This is a genomic window from Streptomyces sp. NPDC102462 (assembly GCF_044765425.1).
Lineage (GTDB): Bacteria > Actinomycetota > Actinomycetes > Streptomycetales > Streptomycetaceae > Streptomyces.
Genome location: NZ_JBIWKB010000018.1, coordinates 87,002 through 105,912, shown reverse-complemented (window position 1 = coordinate 105,912; position 18,911 = coordinate 87,002). Strand labels below are relative to the sequence as shown.

At 71.1% G+C, this 18,911-nt stretch carries 13 protein-coding genes and 1 riboswitch; of the genes, 8 read left to right on the top strand and 5 right to left on the bottom strand.

Going from position 1 to position 18,911, the window contains the following annotated elements; translation table 11 throughout:
- Positions 1–5: 5 nt before the first annotated feature.
- Genes nuoL through nuoN form a run of 3 tightly spaced genes read left to right on the top strand, consistent with a single transcriptional unit; the run spans position 6 to position 5,199 of the window.
- A complete protein-coding gene (gene nuoL, locus ACIRFL_RS18010) occupies positions 6–1,976 on the top strand; it encodes an NADH-quinone oxidoreductase subunit L (protein ID WP_404029395.1) in 1,971 nt (656 codons plus the stop codon).
- 5 nt (positions 1,977–1,981) lie between these two features.
- Positions 1,982–3,553 (top strand): NADH-quinone oxidoreductase subunit M, encoded by a 1,572-nt coding sequence (locus tag ACIRFL_RS18005; RefSeq protein ID WP_404029393.1) that lies wholly within the window; start codon positions 1,982–1,984, stop codon positions 3,551–3,553.
- A complete protein-coding gene (gene nuoN / locus ACIRFL_RS18000) occupies positions 3,550–5,199 on the top strand; it encodes an NADH-quinone oxidoreductase subunit NuoN (protein ID WP_404029391.1) in 1,650 nt (549 codons plus the stop codon). Before ACIRFL_RS18005 ends, nuoN begins: the two co-directional genes overlap by 4 nt.
- 69 nt (positions 5,200–5,268) lie before the next feature.
- On the opposite strand, the gene ACIRFL_RS17995 is transcribed toward nuoN, so the two are convergent.
- Positions 5,269–5,868 carry a Uma2 family endonuclease gene (locus ACIRFL_RS17995; protein ID WP_404029389.1) on the bottom strand — a complete coding sequence of 200 codons (600 nt, stop codon included), beginning with the start codon at positions 5,866–5,868 and terminating at the stop codon, positions 5,269–5,271.
- A 187-nt stretch (positions 5,869–6,055) separates the two neighbouring features.
- Here ACIRFL_RS17995 and recQ point away from each other — a divergent pair, with 187 nt between their 5' ends.
- Entirely contained in the window at positions 6,056–8,041 is a 1,986-nt protein-coding gene (gene recQ, locus ACIRFL_RS17990; RefSeq protein ID WP_404029387.1) for a DNA helicase RecQ, read from the top strand.
- Positions 8,042–8,105: 64 nt separating this feature from the next.
- On the opposite strand, the gene ACIRFL_RS17985 is transcribed toward recQ, so the two are convergent.
- Both ACIRFL_RS17985 and fahA read right to left on the bottom strand, forming a co-directional pair.
- Positions 8,106–9,044 (bottom strand): M56 family metallopeptidase, encoded by a 939-nt coding sequence (locus ACIRFL_RS17985; protein WP_404029385.1) that lies wholly within the window; start codon positions 9,042–9,044, stop codon positions 8,106–8,108.
- Between the two features lie 322 nt (positions 9,045–9,366).
- Positions 9,367–10,599 (bottom strand): fumarylacetoacetase, encoded by a 1,233-nt coding sequence (gene fahA, locus ACIRFL_RS17980; protein ID WP_404029383.1) that lies wholly within the window; start codon positions 10,597–10,599, stop codon positions 9,367–9,369.
- A gap of 347 nt (positions 10,600–10,946) precedes the next feature.
- Between fahA and ACIRFL_RS17975 the strand changes: the two genes are divergently transcribed.
- Both ACIRFL_RS17975 and ACIRFL_RS17970 read left to right on the top strand, forming a co-directional pair.
- Positions 10,947–12,143 carry an FAD-dependent oxidoreductase gene (locus ACIRFL_RS17975; RefSeq protein WP_404029381.1) on the top strand — a complete coding sequence of 399 codons (1,197 nt, stop codon included), beginning with the start codon at positions 10,947–10,949 and terminating at the stop codon, positions 12,141–12,143.
- A gap of 114 nt (positions 12,144–12,257) precedes the next feature.
- Entirely contained in the window at positions 12,258–13,064 is an 807-nt protein-coding gene (locus ACIRFL_RS17970; protein WP_404029379.1) for an HAD family hydrolase, read from the top strand.
- Between the two features lie 9 nt (positions 13,065–13,073).
- Here the strand turns inward: ACIRFL_RS17970 and ACIRFL_RS17965 are convergent, their stop codons facing one another.
- On the bottom strand, positions 13,074–13,565 hold the full coding sequence (locus ACIRFL_RS17965; RefSeq protein ID WP_404029377.1) for a transglycosylase SLT domain-containing protein: 492 nt from the start codon (positions 13,563–13,565) through the stop codon (positions 13,074–13,076).
- A gap of 5 nt (positions 13,566–13,570) precedes the next feature.
- Positions 13,571–13,752, bottom strand: a riboswitch (cyclic di-AMP (ydaO/yuaA leader).
- 1,255 nt (positions 13,753–15,007) lie between these two features.
- Positions 15,008–15,670 carry a CocE/NonD family hydrolase gene (locus ACIRFL_RS17960; RefSeq protein ID WP_404029375.1) on the bottom strand — a complete coding sequence of 221 codons (663 nt, stop codon included), beginning with the start codon at positions 15,668–15,670 and terminating at the stop codon, positions 15,008–15,010.
- A gap of 323 nt (positions 15,671–15,993) precedes the next feature.
- Here ACIRFL_RS17960 and ACIRFL_RS17955 point away from each other — a divergent pair, with 323 nt between their 5' ends.
- Together ACIRFL_RS17955 and ACIRFL_RS17950 are read left to right on the top strand one after the other, a co-directional pair.
- On the top strand, positions 15,994–17,004 hold the full coding sequence (locus ACIRFL_RS17955; RefSeq protein ID WP_404029373.1) for a polyprenyl synthetase family protein: 1,011 nt from the start codon (positions 15,994–15,996) through the stop codon (positions 17,002–17,004).
- Positions 17,005–17,703: 699 nt separating this feature from the next.
- The gene (locus tag ACIRFL_RS17950) at positions 17,704–18,900 is read left to right on the top strand and encodes an outer membrane lipoprotein carrier protein LolA (RefSeq protein WP_404029371.1); all 1,197 of its coding nucleotides are present in this window, start codon (positions 17,704–17,706) and stop codon (positions 18,898–18,900) included.
- Positions 18,901–18,911: the final 11 nt, after the last annotated feature.

Genomic DNA, 18,911 nt, shown 5'->3' with positions numbered 1-18,911 from the left:
ACCGTATGAACGCAGAGAACCTGATCGCGCTGCTGATCGCGGCGCCCCTGCTCGGAGCGGCCGTCCTGCTGGTCGGCGGCCGGCGTCTGGACGCCGTCGGCCACTGGGTCGGCACGGTCCTGTCGGCGGCCTCCTTCGTGATCGGCGTGATCCTCTTCACCGACCTGCTCGGCAAGGACGCCGAACACCGCACCCTCACCCAGCACCTGTTCAGCTGGATCCCGGTCGAGGGCTTCCAGGCCGACGTGGCCTTCCGCCTCGACCAGTTGTCGATGACGTTCGTCCTGCTGATCACCGGCGTCGGCTCGCTGATCCATCTGTACTCGGTCGGGTACATGGAGCACGACGAGCGGCGCCGCCGGTTCTTCGGCTATCTGAACCTGTTCCTCGCGGCGATGCTGCTGCTCGTCCTCGCCGACAACTACCTGCTGCTGTACGTCGGCTGGGAGGGCGTCGGTCTCGCCTCCTACCTGCTGATCGGCTTCTGGCAGCACAAGCCCAGCGCGGCGACCGCGGCGAAGAAGGCATTCCTGGTCAACCGCGTCGGCGACATGGGCCTGTCGATCGCGATCATGCTGATGTTCACCACCTTCGGCACCTTCGCCTTCGGCCCGCTGCTCGGCACCCACACCGAACCCGGTCTCGCGGGCGGCGCCACCGAGGGCAAGCTCACCGCGATCGCCCTGATGCTGCTGCTCGCCGCGTGCGGCAAGTCCGCGCAGGTGCCGCTGCAGTCCTGGCTCGGGGACGCGATGGAGGGCCCGACCCCGGTCTCGGCCCTCATCCACGCGGCGACCATGGTGACCGCCGGTGTGTACCTGATCGTCCGCTCGGCGGCGATCTTCAACGCCGCGCCGGACGCGCAGCTCGTGGTGACCATCGTGGGCGCGGTCACGCTGCTGTTCGGTGCGATCGTCGGTTGTGCGAAGGACGACATCAAGAAGGCCCTGGCCGGTTCGACGATGTCGCAGATCGGCTACATGGTGCTGGCGGCGGGCCTCGGCCCGATCGGCTACGTCTTCGCGATCATGCACCTGGTGACGCACGGCTTCTTCAAGGCCGGGCTGTTCCTCGGCGCCGGTTCGGTCATGCACGGCATGAACGACGAGGTCGACATGAGGAAGTACGGCGGCCTGCGGAAGTACATGCCGGTCACCTTCGTCACCTTCGGCCTCGGCTACCTCGCCATCATCGGCTTCCCGGGTCTGTCCGGCTTCTTCTCCAAGGACAAGATCATCGAGGCGGCCTTCGCCAAGGGCGGCACCGAGGGCTGGATCCTCGGCGGCGCGGCCCTGCTCGGCGCGGCCATCACCGCGTACTACATGACCCGCGTGATGCTGATGACGTTCTTCGGAGAAGAGCGCTGGCGGCACGCCAGGACCGCCTCCCCGGCGGAGCCCAGCGTGGAGCCGGCCGCCGAGCATCGCGGCGAACACGCCGAACCGCACCCGCACGAATCACCCAGGGTCATGACGATCCCGATGATCGTGCTGGCCGTCGGCTCGGTCTTCGGCGGTGCGCTCTTCAGCGTCGGCGACCGTTTCCTGCACTGGCTGGAGCCGGTCACCGGCCACTCGCACGGCGATTCACCGGTCAGCGCCCTCACCGTCACCCTCGCCACGATGGTGGTGCTGGTGATCGGTGTCGCGATCGCCTACGCGCAGTACGGCCGCCGCCCGGTCCCGGCCCTCGCCCCGCGCGGCTCGCTGCTCACCCGGGCCGCCCGGCGCGACCTGCTCCAGGACGACTTCAACCACGTCGTCCTGGTCCGCGGCGGAGAGCACCTGACGCGCTCCCTGGTGTACGTCGACCACACCCTGGTCGACGGGGTCGTCAACGGCACGGCGGCCGGATTCGGCGGTCTTTCCGGACGGCTGCGCCGCCTGCAGAACGGCTTCGCGCGCAGTTACGCGGTCTCGATGTTCGGCGGTGCGGCACTCCTGGTCGCCGCGACCCTGCTGATGAGGGCGGTCTGATACCGATGTCCTTTCCCCTGCTGACAGCGACGGCGGTGCTCCCGGCCGTCGGGGCGGTCGCCACGGCGGCCGTGCCGGCCGCGCGACGCACCGCCGCCAAGTGGCTGGCCCTGCTGGTCTCGCTCGCCACGCTCGCCCTGGCGATCGTCATCCTGGTCCGCTTCGACCCGGGCGGCGACCGCTACCAGCTCACCGAGTCCCGCACCTGGATCAAGGCCTTCGGGGTCAGATACGAGCTGGGCGTGGACGGCATCGCGGTCGCCCTCATCGCGCTGACCGCCCTGCTGATCCCGTTCATCATCCTCGCGGGCTGGCACGACGCCGACCCGCTGGAGACCGGCAGCCGCCGCTGGCGGCCGACCCAGGGCTTCTTCGCCCTGATCCTGGCCGTCGAGGCGATGGTGATCATCTCCTTCGAGGCGACCGACGTCTTCCTCTTCTACATCTTCTTCGAAGCCATGCTGATCCCGATGTACTTCCTCATCGGCGGCTTCGGGGACCGTGCTCACGAACACGGGGAGAAGGCGGCGGCGACACAGCGGTCGTACGCCGCGGTGAAGTTCCTGCTCTACAACCTGGTCGGCGGTCTGATCATGCTGGCCGCGGTGATCGGGCTCTACGTGGTCGCCGGGAACTTCAGCCTCCAGGAGATCGCGCAGGCGCGGGCCAACGGCTCACTGCACATGGCGACCAGCACCGAGCGCTGGCTGTTCCTGGGCTTCTTCTTCGCGTTCGCGGTGAAGGCGCCCCTGTGGCCGCTGCACACCTGGCTGCCCAACGCCATGGGTGAGGCAACCGCCCCGGTCGCCGTCCTCATCACCGCGGTCGTCGACAAGGTGGGCACCTTCGCGATGCTCCGCTTCTGCCTCCAACTGTTCCCGGAGGCGAGCAAGTGGGCGACACCGGTCATCCTCGTCCTGGCCCTGATCAGCATCATCTACGGGGCACTGCTCGCCGTGGGCCAGCGTGACATCAAGCGGCTGGTGGCCTACGCGTCGATCTCGCACTTCGGCTTCATCATCATGGGCATCTTCGCGATGACCAGCCAGGGCCAGTCCGGCGCCACGCTCTACATGGTCAACCACGGCATCTCCACGGCCGCGCTGATGCTGGTCGCGGGCTTCCTGATCTCCCGGCGCGGCTCGCGGCTCATCGCGGACTACGGTGGCGTGCAGAAGGTCGCCCCGGTGCTCGCGGGCACATTCCTGATCGGCGGCCTGGCGACCCTGTCCCTGCCGGGCCTCGCGCCCTTCGTGAGCGAGTTCCTGGTCCTGGTCGGCACGTTCACGCGCTACCCGGTGATCGGGATCATCGCCACCTTCGGCATCGTCCTCGCCGCGCTCTACACCCTCGTGCTGTACCAGCGGACGATGACGGGCCCGGTGAAGGCGGAGGTCGCCAAGATGCCCGACCTGCGGGTGCGTGAGCTGCTGGTGGTGGCCCCGCTGGTGGTGCTGCTGATCTTCCTGGGCGTCTACCCGAAGCCCGTCACGGACATCGTCAACCCGGCGGTCAAGCAGACCATGTCCGATGTACAGAAGACCGACCCCAAGCCCGAGGTGGAGGCGGCCAAGTGAGCGCAGCAGCCGTCCACAGCCTGTGGACAACCGCGGCCGACCCGATCTCGAAGATCGACGCGCCGAAGATCGAGTACGCACAGCTGTCGCCGACCCTGATCATCGTCGGCGCGGCGATCGTCGGGGTGCTGATCGAGGCGTTCGTGCCGCGCAGATCCCGTTACTACGCCCAGGTGTTCGTGTCCGTCGTGGCACTGTGCGCCGCCTTCGCCGCGGTGGTCGCGCTCGCGGCGGACGGGTACGGCACGACGAAGGCGCACATCGCGGCGATGGGCGCGATCGCCGTCGACGGGCCGTCGCTGTTCCTGCAGGGCACCATCCTGCTGGCCGGTCTGGTCGGCCTGTTCACCTTCGCCGAGCGTCGCCTGGACCCGGCGGCGCACGGCAACCGGGTCGACTCCTTCGCCGCGCAGGCCTCGTCCGTACCGGGCAGCGACAGCGAGCAGGCCGCCGTGAAGGCCGGGTTCACCACCACCGAGGTGTTCCCGCTGCTGATGTTCGCGGTCGCCGGCATGCTGGTCTTCCCCTCGGCGAACGACCTGCTGACCCTGTTCATCGCCCTGGAGGTCTTCTCCCTCCCGCTCTACCTGCTGTGCGCCCTGGCCCGCCGCAAGCGTCTGATGTCGCAGGAGGCCGCGGTCAAGTACTTCCTGCTCGGCGCGTTCGCCTCCGCCTTCACCCTGTTCGGCATCGCGCTGCTGTACGGCTACGCGGGCTCGGTGTCGTACGCGACGATCGCGCAGGTCGTCGACGGCACCGTCACCAGCGTCGACCCGGCCCTGGCCAACACGATGGGCAACGACGCGCTGCTGCTGATCGGCGGCGCGATGGTCGTCATGGGCCTGCTGTTCAAGGTGGGCGCGGTGCCCTTCCACATGTGGACGCCGGACGTCTACCAGGGCGCGCCGACCCCGGTGACCGGCTTCATGGCGGCGGCGACCAAGGTGGCGGCGTTCGGCGCGCTGCTGCGGCTGCTGTACGTCGTCCTGCCCGGTCTGCGCTGGGACTGGCGGCCGGTCATGTGGGCGGTCGCGATCGTCACCATGCTGGGCGGCGCGATCGTGGCGATCACCCAGACCGACATCAAGCGGCTGCTGGCGTACTCGTCGATCGCGCACGCGGGCTTCATCCTCGCCGGTGTCATCGCGACCTCGAAGGACGGCGTCTCCTCCGTCCTCTTCTACCTGGCGGCGTACTCCTTCGTGACGATCGGCGCGTTCGCCGTGGTCACCCTGGTGCGCGACGCGGGCGGCGAGGCGACGCACCTGTCCAGGTGGGCCGGGCTCGGCCGGCGTTCGCCGCTGGTCGCGGCCGTGTTCGCGGTGTTCCTGCTGGCCTTCGCCGGCATTCCGCTGACGTCCGGGTTCGCCGGGAAGTTCGCCGTGTTCAAGGCGGCGGCCGAGGGCGGCGCGGTCCCGCTGGTGGTCATCGGTGTGATCTCGTCGGCGATCGCGGCGTTCTTCTACATCCGGGTGATCGTGCTGATGTTCTTCAGCGAGCCCCGGCCGGAGGGACCGACCGTCGCCGTGCCCTCGCCGCTGACGATGGCGGCGATCGGCATCGGCGTCGCCGTCACGGTGGTGCTCGGTGTGGCGCCGCAGTACTTCCTGGACCTGGCGAACCAGGCGGGCGTCTTCGTGCGCTGACGCGTGCTGCGGACACACCGCGGCCCGGCACCGCTCGGGGGTGCCGGGCCTCCGCCGTCTCCTGCCGGACTACTGCGGCGCGCTACGACGCGTCCTGATCTGGGTGAGGTCCAGGTCCACGGAGAAGGGGACGTCCGCCTTCATCCGCTCGCGGAAGATCCCCACGCTGGTGTACGTGCCGGTCGTCGGCTCCAGCTCGAAGGCGTGCACGGCGGCGCGGCCCTTCGCGTTCTCGACCCGCCAGTAGTGGGGGATCTTCGCCCGGGCGTACTTCAGGGGCTTGGTCTCGCGGTCGCGGGAGACGGAGTCCTCCGAGACGACCTCGATGGCCAGGATGACGGCCTGCGCCGGGAAGCGGGTCTGTTCGGCGCCCTCCACGGCGTCCCCGCGCACGACGACCACGTCCGGTTCGGGCCGGTTCTGGCGGTCGATGTCGATGGTGAAGTCCCGCACCACCTCAAGATCCTCAGGCGCCACGGAATGAAGCCGCTCGTTGAAGAAGTCGACCGTGCGTGAGTGAAAGACGGTCTGCGGACTGACGACGACCAGGCTCCCGTCGATCAGCTCCGTGTGCGGAGGAAGATCCGGAATCCGGTCCAGGTCGTCGGCGGTCCAGCCGCCCTCAGGTGGGATCGGCCAGCTGGAGGCGGCCACCTGTGATGCTCCCATGGGACGGAGTCTCGCCGGTCCGATCAGACTATCGGCCGGAATCGGGGCAGGTCTCCCGCGAACGTGTGAACGATGGTCGTGTCCTTGACGCGGTGGGAAGCCGGAGCCTGTGGATAACTCCGGGGCTGTCGGTCCGGGCCCCTATCGTGGAGGCAGTGGTCGAGGGACGACGTACGGGGGCACGGTGATGGGCGGGACGGGCGGGATGTCAGGGGTGACCGAGAGCGAGGCGCTGGCCACGCTGCACCGGGTCTTCGGATACGAGGAATTCCGGGGCGAGCAGGAAGCGATCATCGAGCATGTGGTGGCGGGCGGCGACGCGGTCGTCCTCATGCCGACCGGCGGCGGAAAGTCGCTGTGCTACCAGATCCCGGCCCTGGTCAGACCCGGTACGGGCGTCGTGGTCTCGCCGCTCATCGCGCTGATGCAGGACCAGGTGGACGCGCTGCGTGCGCTCGGCGTACGCGCCGGGTTCGTCAACTCCACCCAGGACTTCGACGAGCGCCGCGTGGTCGAGGCGGAGTTTCTGGCGGGCGAGCTGGACCTGCTCTACCTCGCCCCGGAGCGGCTGCGCCTGGACTCCACCCTCGATCTGCTCTCCCGCGGCAAGGTCTCCGTCTTCGCGATCGACGAGGCGCACTGCGTGTCCCAGTGGGGCCACGACTTCCGGCCCGACTACCTCGCCCTGTCCCTGCTCGGCGAGCGCTGGCCGGAGGTCCCGCGGATCGCGCTGACCGCCACGGCCACCCGCGCCACCCACGAGGAGATCACCGGCCGGCTGAACATGCCGTCGGCCCGGCACTTCGTGGCCAGCTTCGACCGGCCCAACATCCAGTACCGGATCGTCCCGAAGGCGGACCCCAAGAAGCAGCTGCTCGCCTTCCTGCGCGAGGAGCACGCGGGGGACGCGGGCATCGTGTACTGCCTGTCGCGCAACTCGGTCGACAAGACGGCGGAGTTCCTGAGCCGCAACGGCATCGAGGCGGTGCCCTATCACGCGGGCCTGGACGCGGGCACGCGCGCGGCGCACCAGGCCCGGTTCCTGCGGGAGGACGGCCTGGTCGTGGTGGCGACCATCGCCTTCGGCATGGGCATCGACAAACCGGACGTGCGCTTCGTCGCCCATCTCGACCTGCCCAAGTCCATCGAGGGCTACTACCAGGAGACGGGCCGGGCGGGCCGCGACGGACTCCCCTCCACGGCCTGGATGGCCTACGGGCTCAACGACGTCATACAGCAGCGCAAGCTGATCCAGTCCGGCGAGGGCGACGAGGCGTTCCGCCGCCGGGCCGCCGCCCACCTGGACTCGATGCTCGCGCTGTGCGAGACGGCCACCTGCCGCCGCGGTCAACTGCTCGCCTACTTCGGGCAGGATCCCGATTTGGCGGGCTGCGGCAACTGCGACACCTGCCTCACCCCGCCCGAGACCTGGGACGGCACGATCGCCGCCCAGAAGGTGCTGTCGACGATCGTGCGGCTGCAGCGGGAGCGCGGGCAGAAGTTCGGCGCGGTGCAGATCGTGGACATCCTGCTCGGCAAGCGCACGGCGAAGGTGATCCAGTTCGACCATGACCAGCTGTCCGTCTTCGGCATCGGAGAGGAGCTGACCGAGGGCGAGTGGCGGGGCGTGGTACGGCAGTTGCTGGCCCAGGGGCTGCTCGCGGTCGAGGGGGAGTACGGCACGCTGGTGCTGTCCGAGGCGAGCGGCTCGGTGCTGCGCGGGGGCCGGGAGGTGCCGCTGCGCAAGGAGCCGAAGAAGCAGGCCGCCGCGCGCACGACGTCCTCCGCGTCCGGCCGGGGGGAGCGCAAGCCCAGGGCGGCCGCGGCCGAGCTGCCCGACGAACTGCTCCCCGCCTTCGAGGCGTTGCGTGCCTGGCGCGCCGAACAGGCCCGTGAGCAGGGCGTTCCGGCCTATGTCATCTTCCATGACGCGACCCTGCGGGAGATCGTCAGCAGATGGCCCGGCTCGGTGCGGGACCTCGGCACGGTGAGCGGTGTCGGCGAGAAGAAGCTGGCGACATACGGGGAGGGCGTGATCGAGGTGTTGTCCTCGCTCGGCGCTCCCCCCGCGGCCGACCCGACCGTCACCGCGCCCGCCGCGGGCGGTGCGGCTGCGGACGACGGCGGCGGGCCCGACCCGGACGCCGAGCCCGAGCCGGAGGACTGGTTCTAGGCGGGCACCGCAGGCACCGGGGACGCTTGCCCGGGGCTCGGTCCCGCCCTTGGCCCGGGGTGTGTCAGGACAGCGCCGTCAGCCCCGGGGCGAAGGTGATCAGCAGCGGCAGCAGGGGCACCAGCGCGGCCACCGTCGTCGTCAGGGCCCGGTGCCTGCGCAGCAGCCGGGGCGGAGGCTCCAGCAGGCGGTCCACGCGCTCGCCCAGCAGGCGTCGGCTGGAGGCGCAGGACAGCACCCCGCGGTGCTGGTTCAGCTCGATCAGGGCGAGGGCCGTGGTGAGGTGGCCGCAGCGGCGTGACGCCGTGTCGTCGGCGGCCAGCTCCACCAGCCGGTGGGTCTGGTCGCAGAAGTGGGCGAACAGCGGGACCCGGGGAAAGCCGGTGGCCAGCGCGGTGGACAGGTGCAGCAGCCAGTCGTGGTGGGCGCGGGCGTGGCCGCGCTCGTGGGTGAGGACGGCATCCAGCTGGTGGTCGGTGAGACGGTGCAGCGCCCCGGTGGTGACGACCAGCTGCGGCGGATGGCCCGGCATCCACCAGGCGTCGGGGTATTCGTCCTCCAGCACCAGCATGGGTCCGCGGGCCGTGGGCAGCCCCGCCGGCAGGTCGGGGGCGCGTTCGCGCAGGTGCGCGCGGGTCCGGCCGCGGCGTCGGCGCGCCTCGGTCAGCTCACGGGCGAGCATCGCCGTCGTCCACGCGGCACCGCACGCCAGCAGCAGGGTGAGGGCGACGGCCCAGACCGGGGCGGTGGACAGGTCGTAGGCGGCGGCGACGGCCGGCGGAGCGGGGGCGAAGACCTGGTCGCGCACGGTGTGGAAGACGGCCGCGGCACCCAGGGTCAGCGCGGCCAGGCAGCACAGCAGCACGGTGGCGACCAGGCACTGCCACACCCACAGGGCGACCACGGGTTCCCGCTCGGTCCAGGCCGCCCGGGTCAGCGCGCGGGGTGCCGGCACGGCGGACGTCACGGCTACGACGCTCAGCAGGAGCAGGCAGACGGTCATGCCAGGGGCTCCGGTTCCTGGTCGGAAGGAAGGGGCGGGTGCCGGTGGTGCACGGCAGTCGGTGCGTCGGGTGGTGCGGTGTCCCGCCCGCAAGTATGACGGCGATGGGCGGCCGGAGTCAGGGGTCAACGCCGAACAGACCCCTCACCTGTTCCGGCCTGCCCATCGCCCCGCCGCCGGCCCGAGCCCCGCTGTGGGCCCCCGCCCCGGTGTCGGCCGGGTCCCGTCTGTTGGCCGGGTCCCGTCGCCGGTCGCCGGGCTGGGGGCGGCTGCCGGTGGCGGGTGGGTGCGTATCAGGAGTTCGGTGTCTGGCGGGTGCGCGTCAGGAGTTCCGGTCAGGCTGTGCGGTCACGCGGCCGGTGACGTCGCCGAGTCCCACGCGGGCGCCGCCGGGGCCCGGTGCCCAGGCGGAGAGGGTCACGACGTCCCCGTCCTCCAGGAACGCCCGCTTGCCGTCGGGGAGTTCGAGGGGGTCCTGGCCGTTCCAGGTCAGTTCGAGGAGCGAGCCGCGCTGGTCCGGCTCGAGCCCGCTCACCGTTCCCGACCCGTACAGGTCGCCGGTGCGCAGCGAGGCACCGTTCACCGTCAGGTGGGCCAGCTGCTGTGCGGCGGTCCAGTACATGGCGGAGAACGGCGGCTCGGACACCACATGACCGTTGATCGCGACGGTGATCCGCAGGTCGTAGCCGCCGGGCTCGTCGCCGGAGCCGGAGTCGTCCAGATACGGCAGCAGGGGATGGGTGCGCGGCGGCGGTGCCACCCGGGCGTCCTCCAGGGCCTCCAGCGGGGTGATCCACGCCGACACGGACGTGGCGAAGGACTTGCCGAGGAACGGGCCGAGGGGGACGTACTCCCAGGCCTGGATGTCCCGCGCGGACCAGTCGTTGAGGAGGCACAGCCCGAAGACGTGCTCCCGGAAGTCGCCGAGCGCCACCGGCTCGCCGCGCGTGGACGGCACGCCGACCACGAAACCGACCTCGGCCTCGATGTCCAGCCGGACCGAGGGGCCGAAGACCGGTGCCGGGTCCGCGGGGGCCTTGCGCTGGCCCGACGGCCGCACGATGTCGGTGCCGGAGACCACGACCGTGCCGGCGCGGCCGTGGTAGCCGATCGGCAGGTGCTTCCAGTTCGGGGGCAGCGAGTCCGGGGCGTCGGGGCGGAAGATCCGGCCGACGTTCCGGGCGTGGTGTTCGGAGGAGTAGAAGTCGACGTAGTCGGCGACCTCGAAGGGGAGGTGCAGAGCCACCGACGACAGGGGGTGGAAGAGCGGTTCGATCGTCTCCCGGTGGGAGGGGACCGTCAGCCACGCAGTCAGGGCGCGCCGGACGTCCGACCACGTGGTGCGGCCCGCGGCGAGCAGCGGGCCGAGAGTGGGCCGCGCGAGCAGCGAGACGTACGGCGAGCCGAGCGCGGCCGCCGCGGCGCCCGCGTCGAGCACATGGTCGCCGAGCCGCACGCCGACCCGCCGCTCCTGGCTGCCGGTGGGCGAGAACACACCGTACGGAAGGTTGTGCGGTCCGAAGGGATCGCCCTCGGGGACGTCGAAGGGGGGCATGGGTGCTGCCTCACTCTCATCCGTGCCGTGCATGGTCATGTGTGCCGTGGATCGCGGACCACGTTACGGGTGGGTTGCCTCCCTGGGCAGTGTCTGAAGAGTGCGCAATGCCCGAATAGGCCCTGTTGTCGGAGGGGGCAATTCCGGCTTAGCGTCCTTTGAGGGGACACGGGCGGGGTGGGTCCGGTCCCTTGGGGAACAACAACCGGCCACACAAGCCACAGGCCGCAGGCGTGGACCCGCCGTGCGGGACGGGCCCGGCCACCTCTGTCAGATCCGGCGGGCCGGCCCGCCGCGGCAGTACGACCAGCGCCACGAAGTAGGCGTCACGTCCGGGGAGGGACCACGTGATCCAACCGGTAGCAGTCATCGGTGCCGGACCCTTCGGCCTGTCCACCGCTGCCCATCTCAAGGCGCGCGGGATCCCCGTGCGTGTCTTCGGCGACCCCATGGCGAGCTGGCGTGACCACATGCCCGCCGGGATGCTCCTGAAGTCGACCCCGGCGGCCTCCAGCATCGACGCCCCGCAGCCCGGCCACACCCTGGCCGACTACTGCGACGCGGCGGGCATACCCCGGCTGGTCGCCGACGAGGACATCGTCCCCGTCGAGACGTTCCTCTCCTACGGGGAGTGGTTCCAGCGGGAGCTGGTGCCCGACCTGGAGCGGGTCCGGGTCGTCTCGGTCGACCGGCGCCCAGGCGGCGGTTTCGACGTCAGGCCGGCCTCGGGCGAGTCGTTCCCGGCCCGCGCCGTCGTGATCGCCACCGGGCTGTCGGGCCTGTCCCATCTGCCCCCGGTGCTGGCCGCCGCCGCGGCGGACGGACCCGCCCCGACGGGCCCGGTCTCCCACAGCTCCCAGCACCATGACCTCACCCGGTTCGCCGGCAAGGAGCTGATCGTCGTGGGCGCCGGGCAGTCCGCGCTGGAGACCGCGGCGCTGGCGGCCGAGGCGGGCGCACGCGTGCGCGTGGTCGCGCGGCGCCGCGTCGGCTTCGATGCCCCGCCGTGGCAGCAGCCGCGGCTGCGTCCCGAGTCGCCGTTCGGCCGCGCCTGGTCGCTGTGGGCCCTCAGCCGCTACGCGCACTCCTATCGCCACCTCCCCGCGCACACCCGGCACTACCTGGTCCGCAGGGTGTGCGGCCCGCTCGGCGCCTGGTGGCTGCGGGACCGCTTCGAAGGCAAGGTGCGGGTCGCGGAGATCGACCGCGTCATGGGCGCGGAGGCCCCCGACGGCACGCCGGTCCTCACGGTCCGCACCCGCACCGGAGCCACCGGCCGGTTGCCGGCCGACCATCTCATCGCGGCGACCGGCTACCGCGTCGACATAGCCGCGATGGGCTTTTTGAGCCAGGGCATCCGAGCCGGGCTCGCCGCCAGCCGGGGCACTCCGGAACTCGGCCCCGGCCATGTCTCCTCGGTCCCCGGCCTCTACTTCACCGGTCTGCCCGCCGCGGCCTCCTACGGCCCGGTGATGCGCTTCGTGTGCGGCACCGAGTTCGCCTCGCCGCGCCTGGCGCAGCACCTGGTGGCGGCACACGCCTGAGGACGCGCCACACCGGACGAGCGTGTCGCCGCGGCCTCCGTCTCAAGCAGGAGGAACGCAAGGGGCCGCGAGGAGCGGTGAGTCGCGGCGGCCCGCTGTCCGTATTCTCTGGTCATGGCCGCTCCTCCCGCATATTCACTCGTCGCCACCGACCTTGACGGAACGCTCCTGCGTGGCGACGACACGCTCTCCGACCGGTCCCTCGCCGCGCTCGCGCGCGTGGCACGGGCCGGCGCCCGGCACCTGGTGGTCACGGGGCGCCCGGCGCCACGGGTGCGGCCGTTGCTCGACACGCTGGGCCGCGGGGGGCTCGCGGTGTGCGGACAGGGCGCGCAGGTGTACGACGCCGCCACGGACCGCCTGCTGTGGTCGGTCACCCTGGACCGGGAGTTGGCCGAGACCGCGCTCGGCAAGATCGAGGCCGAGGTGGGGCAGGTGTACGCGGCCGTCGACCAGGACGGGGTGAGCGGGCTCACGCTCATCGAGCCCGGTTATCTGATGCCGCATCCGACGCTGCCCGCCGTCCGCGTCGAGCGGCGCGACGATCTGTGGTGTGCGCCCATCAGCAAGGTGCTGCTGCGTCACCCCGCCCTGTCGGACGACGAGTTGGCGGCGACGGCGCGCGCGGTCGTGGGTTCCCTGGCGACCGTGACGATGTCGGGGCCCGGGACCGTCGAGCTGCAGCCCTGCGGCATCACCAAGGCCACGGGTCTGGCGCTGGCCGCCGAGCACCTTCGGCTGGCTCCTGAAGGGGCCGTCGCCTTCGGCGACATGCCGAACGACATCCCGATGTTCGACTGGGCCGCCCACGGGGTGGCGATGGCCGGCGCACACCCCGAGTTGAAGGCGGTGGCCGACGAGGTCACCCTGTCGAACGAGGACGACGGCGTGGCCGTCGTCCTCGAAAGACTGTTTCCGTGACGGGGTGCGTCAGTAGGCGCCGTTGACGTTGTCGATCGAGCCGTAGCGCTTGGCGGCGTAGTTGCAGGCGGCCGTGATGTTGGCGACCGGGTCGTAGATGTCGTACGACGTCCCGTCCACGTGGTAGGCGTTGAACGTCGGGTCGATCACCTGGAGCAGGCCCTTGGACGGGATGCCCTTGGCGGCGTTGGAGTCCCAGAGGTTGATGGCCCGCGGGTTGCCCGAGGACTCGCGCATGATGTTGCGGTGGATGCCGTTGTAGGTGCCGGGGATGTTCTTCTCCGCCATGATCGCGAGCGATTCGCGGATCCAGCCGTCGAGGTTGTCCGGGTACCCGGCAGGCGTCGTGCCGGCCGTCGTCACGGTCGCGGGGGTGGCCGCGTGGGCGCCGGTGGCGCCGAGGAGCGGCAGGGCGAGCACGGCGGCTCCGGTGCCGGCCACGGCGAGGGTGCGGACGAGGCGGTTGGTGCGGGGGCGGCGGTGCCGAGCGGCTGCAGACATGGCGTTGTTCCTCTCCGGCGCCTGCGAGGTGAGCTGTCGGGTTCGGGCTGGGGAGATGCCCGGCCGGCCGCCGAAAGGCGGCGCGACTTCACCCCTAGCCGTTCCGGTCGGCTGTGCCGTCCGGCCCGGCGGCCTACCTGGGTCCCCCGCTCCTGCCGTACGAAATGTGGTTCGTCGATGGGTCACGTCGGGTGGCGGCAGGATTCGGCGTCCATCCGACTGGCCCGGAAGCTATGCGACCGCACATGTCGGAAACAAGTGGTGGATTCCCTGCTCGTACCAATTGACATGCGATTGAGATGTATGGGTCGCTTGATCCTTTGCTATTGCCAAGGGTCAACTGGGCATTAGGGAAAGGGTGGTGGGGGGTGCGGGTGGGGTGTGGCGCTACGGTAAAGGGTGACCCAAGTCACTCCCCTTGAGGCTCAAGTGCATTCGGCATCAAGGGGAATTGAGGCGCCAATAGCGGCAAATCGGTCACTTCATCCCATGGGTCGCGGAATTCGCTTCCCCGGGTGGCCGACGTCACAGGAAATCTCCGAACGGACTTGGACCGTCGCCTCCCACGGCGGATCCGGGCGGTGCGGCCGCACCGGGCGCTGCGAACGGGCGCGGGCCGACGGCAGGTCGTTCCCGGCGGTCGAGTACGTCTCCGCCGCGTCCTCGGTCCACTCCAGACCGCCCGGGTACGCGCGCGTGCCCTCGCGGCACGGGGACACCTCCGGCCGCCACTCGTCCACGGCGACGTCCCGCACCACCGGCTCCGCCGATTCGGGCCATGGCCAGACCTGCGGCCAGTACTCGGAGGAGACCGTGCGGCGGATGCGGTGACCGGGCGGGAAGACGTATCCGGCGCCGCCCAGTTCGACGATCGCCTCCTTCGCTTCCTTCGCCTCCTGAGTGGCAACCGGGGCCGGGGCGCCGCCTCCTGGTGGTCAGGTGACGCCGGGTCCAGTACGCCCCTGGCGACCAGGGTCGACGCGCCGTCCGGGGCGACGTCGCAGCCCAGATGGCCAGTTGCGTCCGCGGCGCCCGGCGGATCAGACGCAGCCGCATCCTGGGCCGCCCGAGCGCCCAGCTCTCCTCGGTCACGCAGGCGGACCGTACGTCCTCGGCCCGCTGGTCGGGCGGCACGTCGGTCTCGTTGCCGACCGGGCGGAAGCGGCCTGCGTCCACGCCGGTGTGCACAGGGAGCGCGCCAGGACCGGGGTGCCCGATAGCTCGTGGGCGATGCTCGTCACGTTGGGGGACGGCCAGCCGGGTTCGCCGACCCGGCGGCGCGGGGCGCGCCCGGGCGGTGGACTCGACGACGTACGCGCGCAGGACCGGTTCGGACATCACCGGACGCGCGCCCACGGAGCCAGGGGGGCGGCGCCCGCGGGGCCACGGGAAGTGGCGGACACGGAGCCGTGGGGAGGGTCGGACGGCGGGCCGCCCTTCAGTCAGTGGTCCCACCAGCGCAGGGTCTGCTGGAGGAAGCCGATCGCCGGTCCGGGTGACAGGTCCCGGTCGGGGTAGGGGTGCGACCAGGGGCCGATCGACCCGCGGACGCGGTCGTGGGGAAGGCGTTCGACCAGACGGAGGACAGTGTCGTGGCAGGGGTCGTACCAGCCGCCGACCGCCGGCACCGCTGCCTTGACGGTACCGAGGGCCAAAGGCTGGCCGGTGGTGTGCGGGGCGGAGGTCAGCGCCTTCAGGTGGGCCTGCCGGACGGCCTGCCAGGAGTCGCCGGTGTACCGCGGGTCGGGCGGGAGGGCGGCGGCCGACAGCGCCGCGGCGGAACGGGCGTGCAGACGGGCCGCGACGGCGGAACCTCCGGGGCCCTGCCGTTCGTTCTCGTAGCGGCCGTCCGGGCAGCGGACGGCGACGACCGCCTTGAGCGGCTCGGGCGCGAGGGCCGCGATCCGGAGGGAGGCGGAGCCGCTCCGGGAGATGCCGAACACGCCCACGTTGCCGCCGTACCCATGCGCGTCCACGCGGACGGAGACGTAGCCGTGACCCGCGTACCAGGGGTGCCGCTGGGCGCCGCGCGGCGCGGTCCGGTCGGTGAGGCGGTCCGGTGCGTACTCCAGGAGGGTCGGTTCGTCCGTCAGGGGGCGCCACACGCGCGCGTACAGCCGTGTCCCGTCGGCGAGGGGGATCCGGAGGTCCGTGTGAACGGTTTCGTAGGGGAAGCACGTACGGATGTGCGGGGGCGGCGTTCCGGGGCATTAGCGGGGCAAAAGGTGTCGTATCCCCATGAGTCCATGAATATCGGATTGTATCGGCTGATAGGCGACATACCGGTCGTGATCCGATACCGCCCGGGCTGCACGGTGGGCGCTATCGGTGATCGAAACCTGACCGGATACGCTGACTTGAGTGATGGCAGCGACCTATCGACAAACCGTGTAATCGCCAGCAGACACCAGCAGACAGGAGACCCCTCGTGACCGTCGTCGGGCCGTTCGGGCTGAGCGTGCGGGACCAGGCTCTGGAAGCCGATGTCCAGGCCGGATTGGCGGCTGTCGAGGAAGGCTTGCTCGAAGCCACCAAGAGCGAGGTGCCGTTCATCACGGGGGCCGCGCAGCACCTGGTCCGGGCGGGTGGCAAGCGGTTCCGCCCGCTCCTCGTGATGCTTGCGGCGCAGTTCGGCGACCCGTACGCGCCCGGGGTGGTGCCGTCGGCCGTGGTGGTGGAGCTGACCCATCTGGCGACGCTGTACCACGACGATGTGATGGACGAGGCCGCGGTGCGGCGCGGGGTGGACAGCGCGAACACCCGCTGGGGCAATTCGGTCGCTGTCCTGACCGGCGACTTCCTGTTCGCGCGCGCCTCGCAGATCCTCGCCGACCTCGGTCCGGAGGCGGTGCGGGTGCAGGCCGTCGCGTTCGAGAGGCTGGTCACCGGGCAGATCCTGGAGACGGCCGGGCCCTCGGACGGCCGCGACCCGGTCGAGCACTACCTGGACGTGCTCGCCGGCAAGACGGGTTCGCTGGTCGCGGTGTCGTGCCGGTTCGGGGCGATGATGTCCGGCGCCGACGAGACGGTCGTGGACGTGCTCACGCAGTACGGCGAGCGGCTGGGCGTCGCCTTCCAGCTCGCCGACGACGTCCTGGACATCGCGTCGGACTCCCACGAATCCGGCAAGACCCCGGGTACGGACCTGCGGGAGGGCATCCCCACGCTCCCCGTACTGCGGCTGCGGGAGCGGGCGGCGCGGCTGGGGCTGCCCGAGGACCTCGCGCTGTGCGAGTTGCTGGACTCCGACCTGTCCGACGACGGCCGGCACGCGCAGGCGCTGGAGGCCCTGCGCGCACACCCCGCACTGGAGCAGGCCCGACGGGACACCGTGCGGTACGCGAAGGAGGCACGGGCCGCGCTGGCCCCGCTCCGGGAGTGCGACGCGAAGGCGGCCCTACTGGAACTGTGCGACGCGGTGGTCCACCGAGCGGGATAACCACCGGACCGTCCGCCCACCGGCCAGGACGGCCGACGAGCAACGACCATCCGGCGGAACGACCGGCGAGCGGCCGACCACCTGGCGGAAGAGCGATGCGTGCGTGGAACGACCGGTGAGCGACGACCAGCGGGCGGGGCGGCCGGCGGGCAGAACGGGCCCCCGGTCACCGATCCCGGCACCTGGACCGCGCACTGACCCGCCAGTCCGTCTGTCGCGCCCGTCCGTGCGCCCGAGCTGGTTGTGTGTCCCGGCGACCTGCTGGGGCGTCCGCCGGTCGCGACCGTCCCCCGCGCCCGCCCGTTCCGGCCGCCCGGTCCACCCGCCCGCCCCCGACGCCCCTCTGCCCTGCGCCCCTCTGTCCCGGCCGTCCGTATCGGTTGTCCCGGTCGTCCGTGCCCCCGGGCGTATGACTGGCTCAACCCCCGGCCGTCGCACAGTCTGACCGCGTTGACCTGGGAAAGGCCCGCCCGCACTCCCGTTACCCCTACGGGTCGGGGGAGGCGCATCCTCCGCGCGTCATACCGGAGGTGTACGTGGAGTTGCGTCCGCGGGGTGACGCATCCGCGCACCGGATTTGGTCAGATGGAAGCCACGGAAATCACCACTCCTCACCGATTCGGGTGAGAATGGCGGCTCAGGGTGGGAACAGTGCATTGGGCGTAGAAGGCCGCCGCCGACGACGGAGGTAAGCCACACATGGCACGGAACGAATCCGCTGACAACTCGGGCGCCGAGGAGACCGAGGAGCTGCGCTCCGGACGGCGCAAAGCCGCTCGGTACGTCGTCCCGGTCGCGGTCGTGGGGGTGACGGCGGCGACCATCGGACTGGTCCCGGCACTCGCCGACTCCGGCGACCCCAGTCTGCCGAAGATCACCGCACAGCAGCTCATAGAGAAGATCGCCAAGTCGGATGTCGAGCAGCTGTCCGGCACAGTGAAGATCAGCACCGACCTGGGCCTTCCGAACCTGGGCGGTCTGGAGAGCCGCCTGGCCTCGGGCATCGCCCCGTCCGGCGACGGATCCTCGGCCGACCCGACGTCCAAGCTCACCGAGCTGGTCTCCGGCACGCACACCCTGCGCGTCGCCGCCGACGGCCCGGACAAGCAGAAGCTGTCGCTGATCGAGAGCGCGGCCGAGTACAGCCTCATTCACAACGGCAAGGACGTCTGGGGCTACGACAGCAAGTCGAACGAGGTCTACCACGGCACCGCGGCCCAGGACGGCGCGGAGCACAGGAACGAGGCTCCGGCCACGCCCAAGGACTTCGCCGACGAGGCACTGAAGTCCGTCGACGACACCACGTCCGTGACGGTCGACGGCACCATGCAGGTCGCCGGCCGGGACGCCTACAAGCTGCTCGTCCAGCCTAAGCAGTCCGGCACCACGGTCGGCGCGATCAGCATCGCGGTGGACGCGAAGACCGGCCTGCCGCTGAAGTTCACGCTCACCCCGGCCAGCGGCGGCGCGGCGGTCGTCGACGCGGGCTTCACCCAGGTCAGCTTCGGCAAGCCGGCCGCCTCGACCTTCGACTTCACCCCGCCTAAGGGCGCCAAGGTGACCGAGGAGGACAGGTCCAAGTCCGCCGAGATCCCGGAGTCCAAGTCCGGCCACGACCTCGCCAAGGGTCCGCAGGGCCACGAGGTGCTGGGCGAGGGCTGGAACGCGATAGCCACCTTCGACACGGGTGAGAAGGGCGGCCTGCCGTCCGGTTCCGCCGGCGGTGACCTGGGCGGCTTCCTCGGCTCGCTCGGCGACCAGGTGAGCGGCAAGTTCGGCAAGGGCACGGTCTTCTCCACCCGCCTGGTCAACGCCCTGATCACGGACGACGGCAAGGTGTACGTCGGCGCCGTGACCAAGGACGCCCTGGTGAAGGCGGCGGACTCGGGGCAGTAAATACCCTGCGG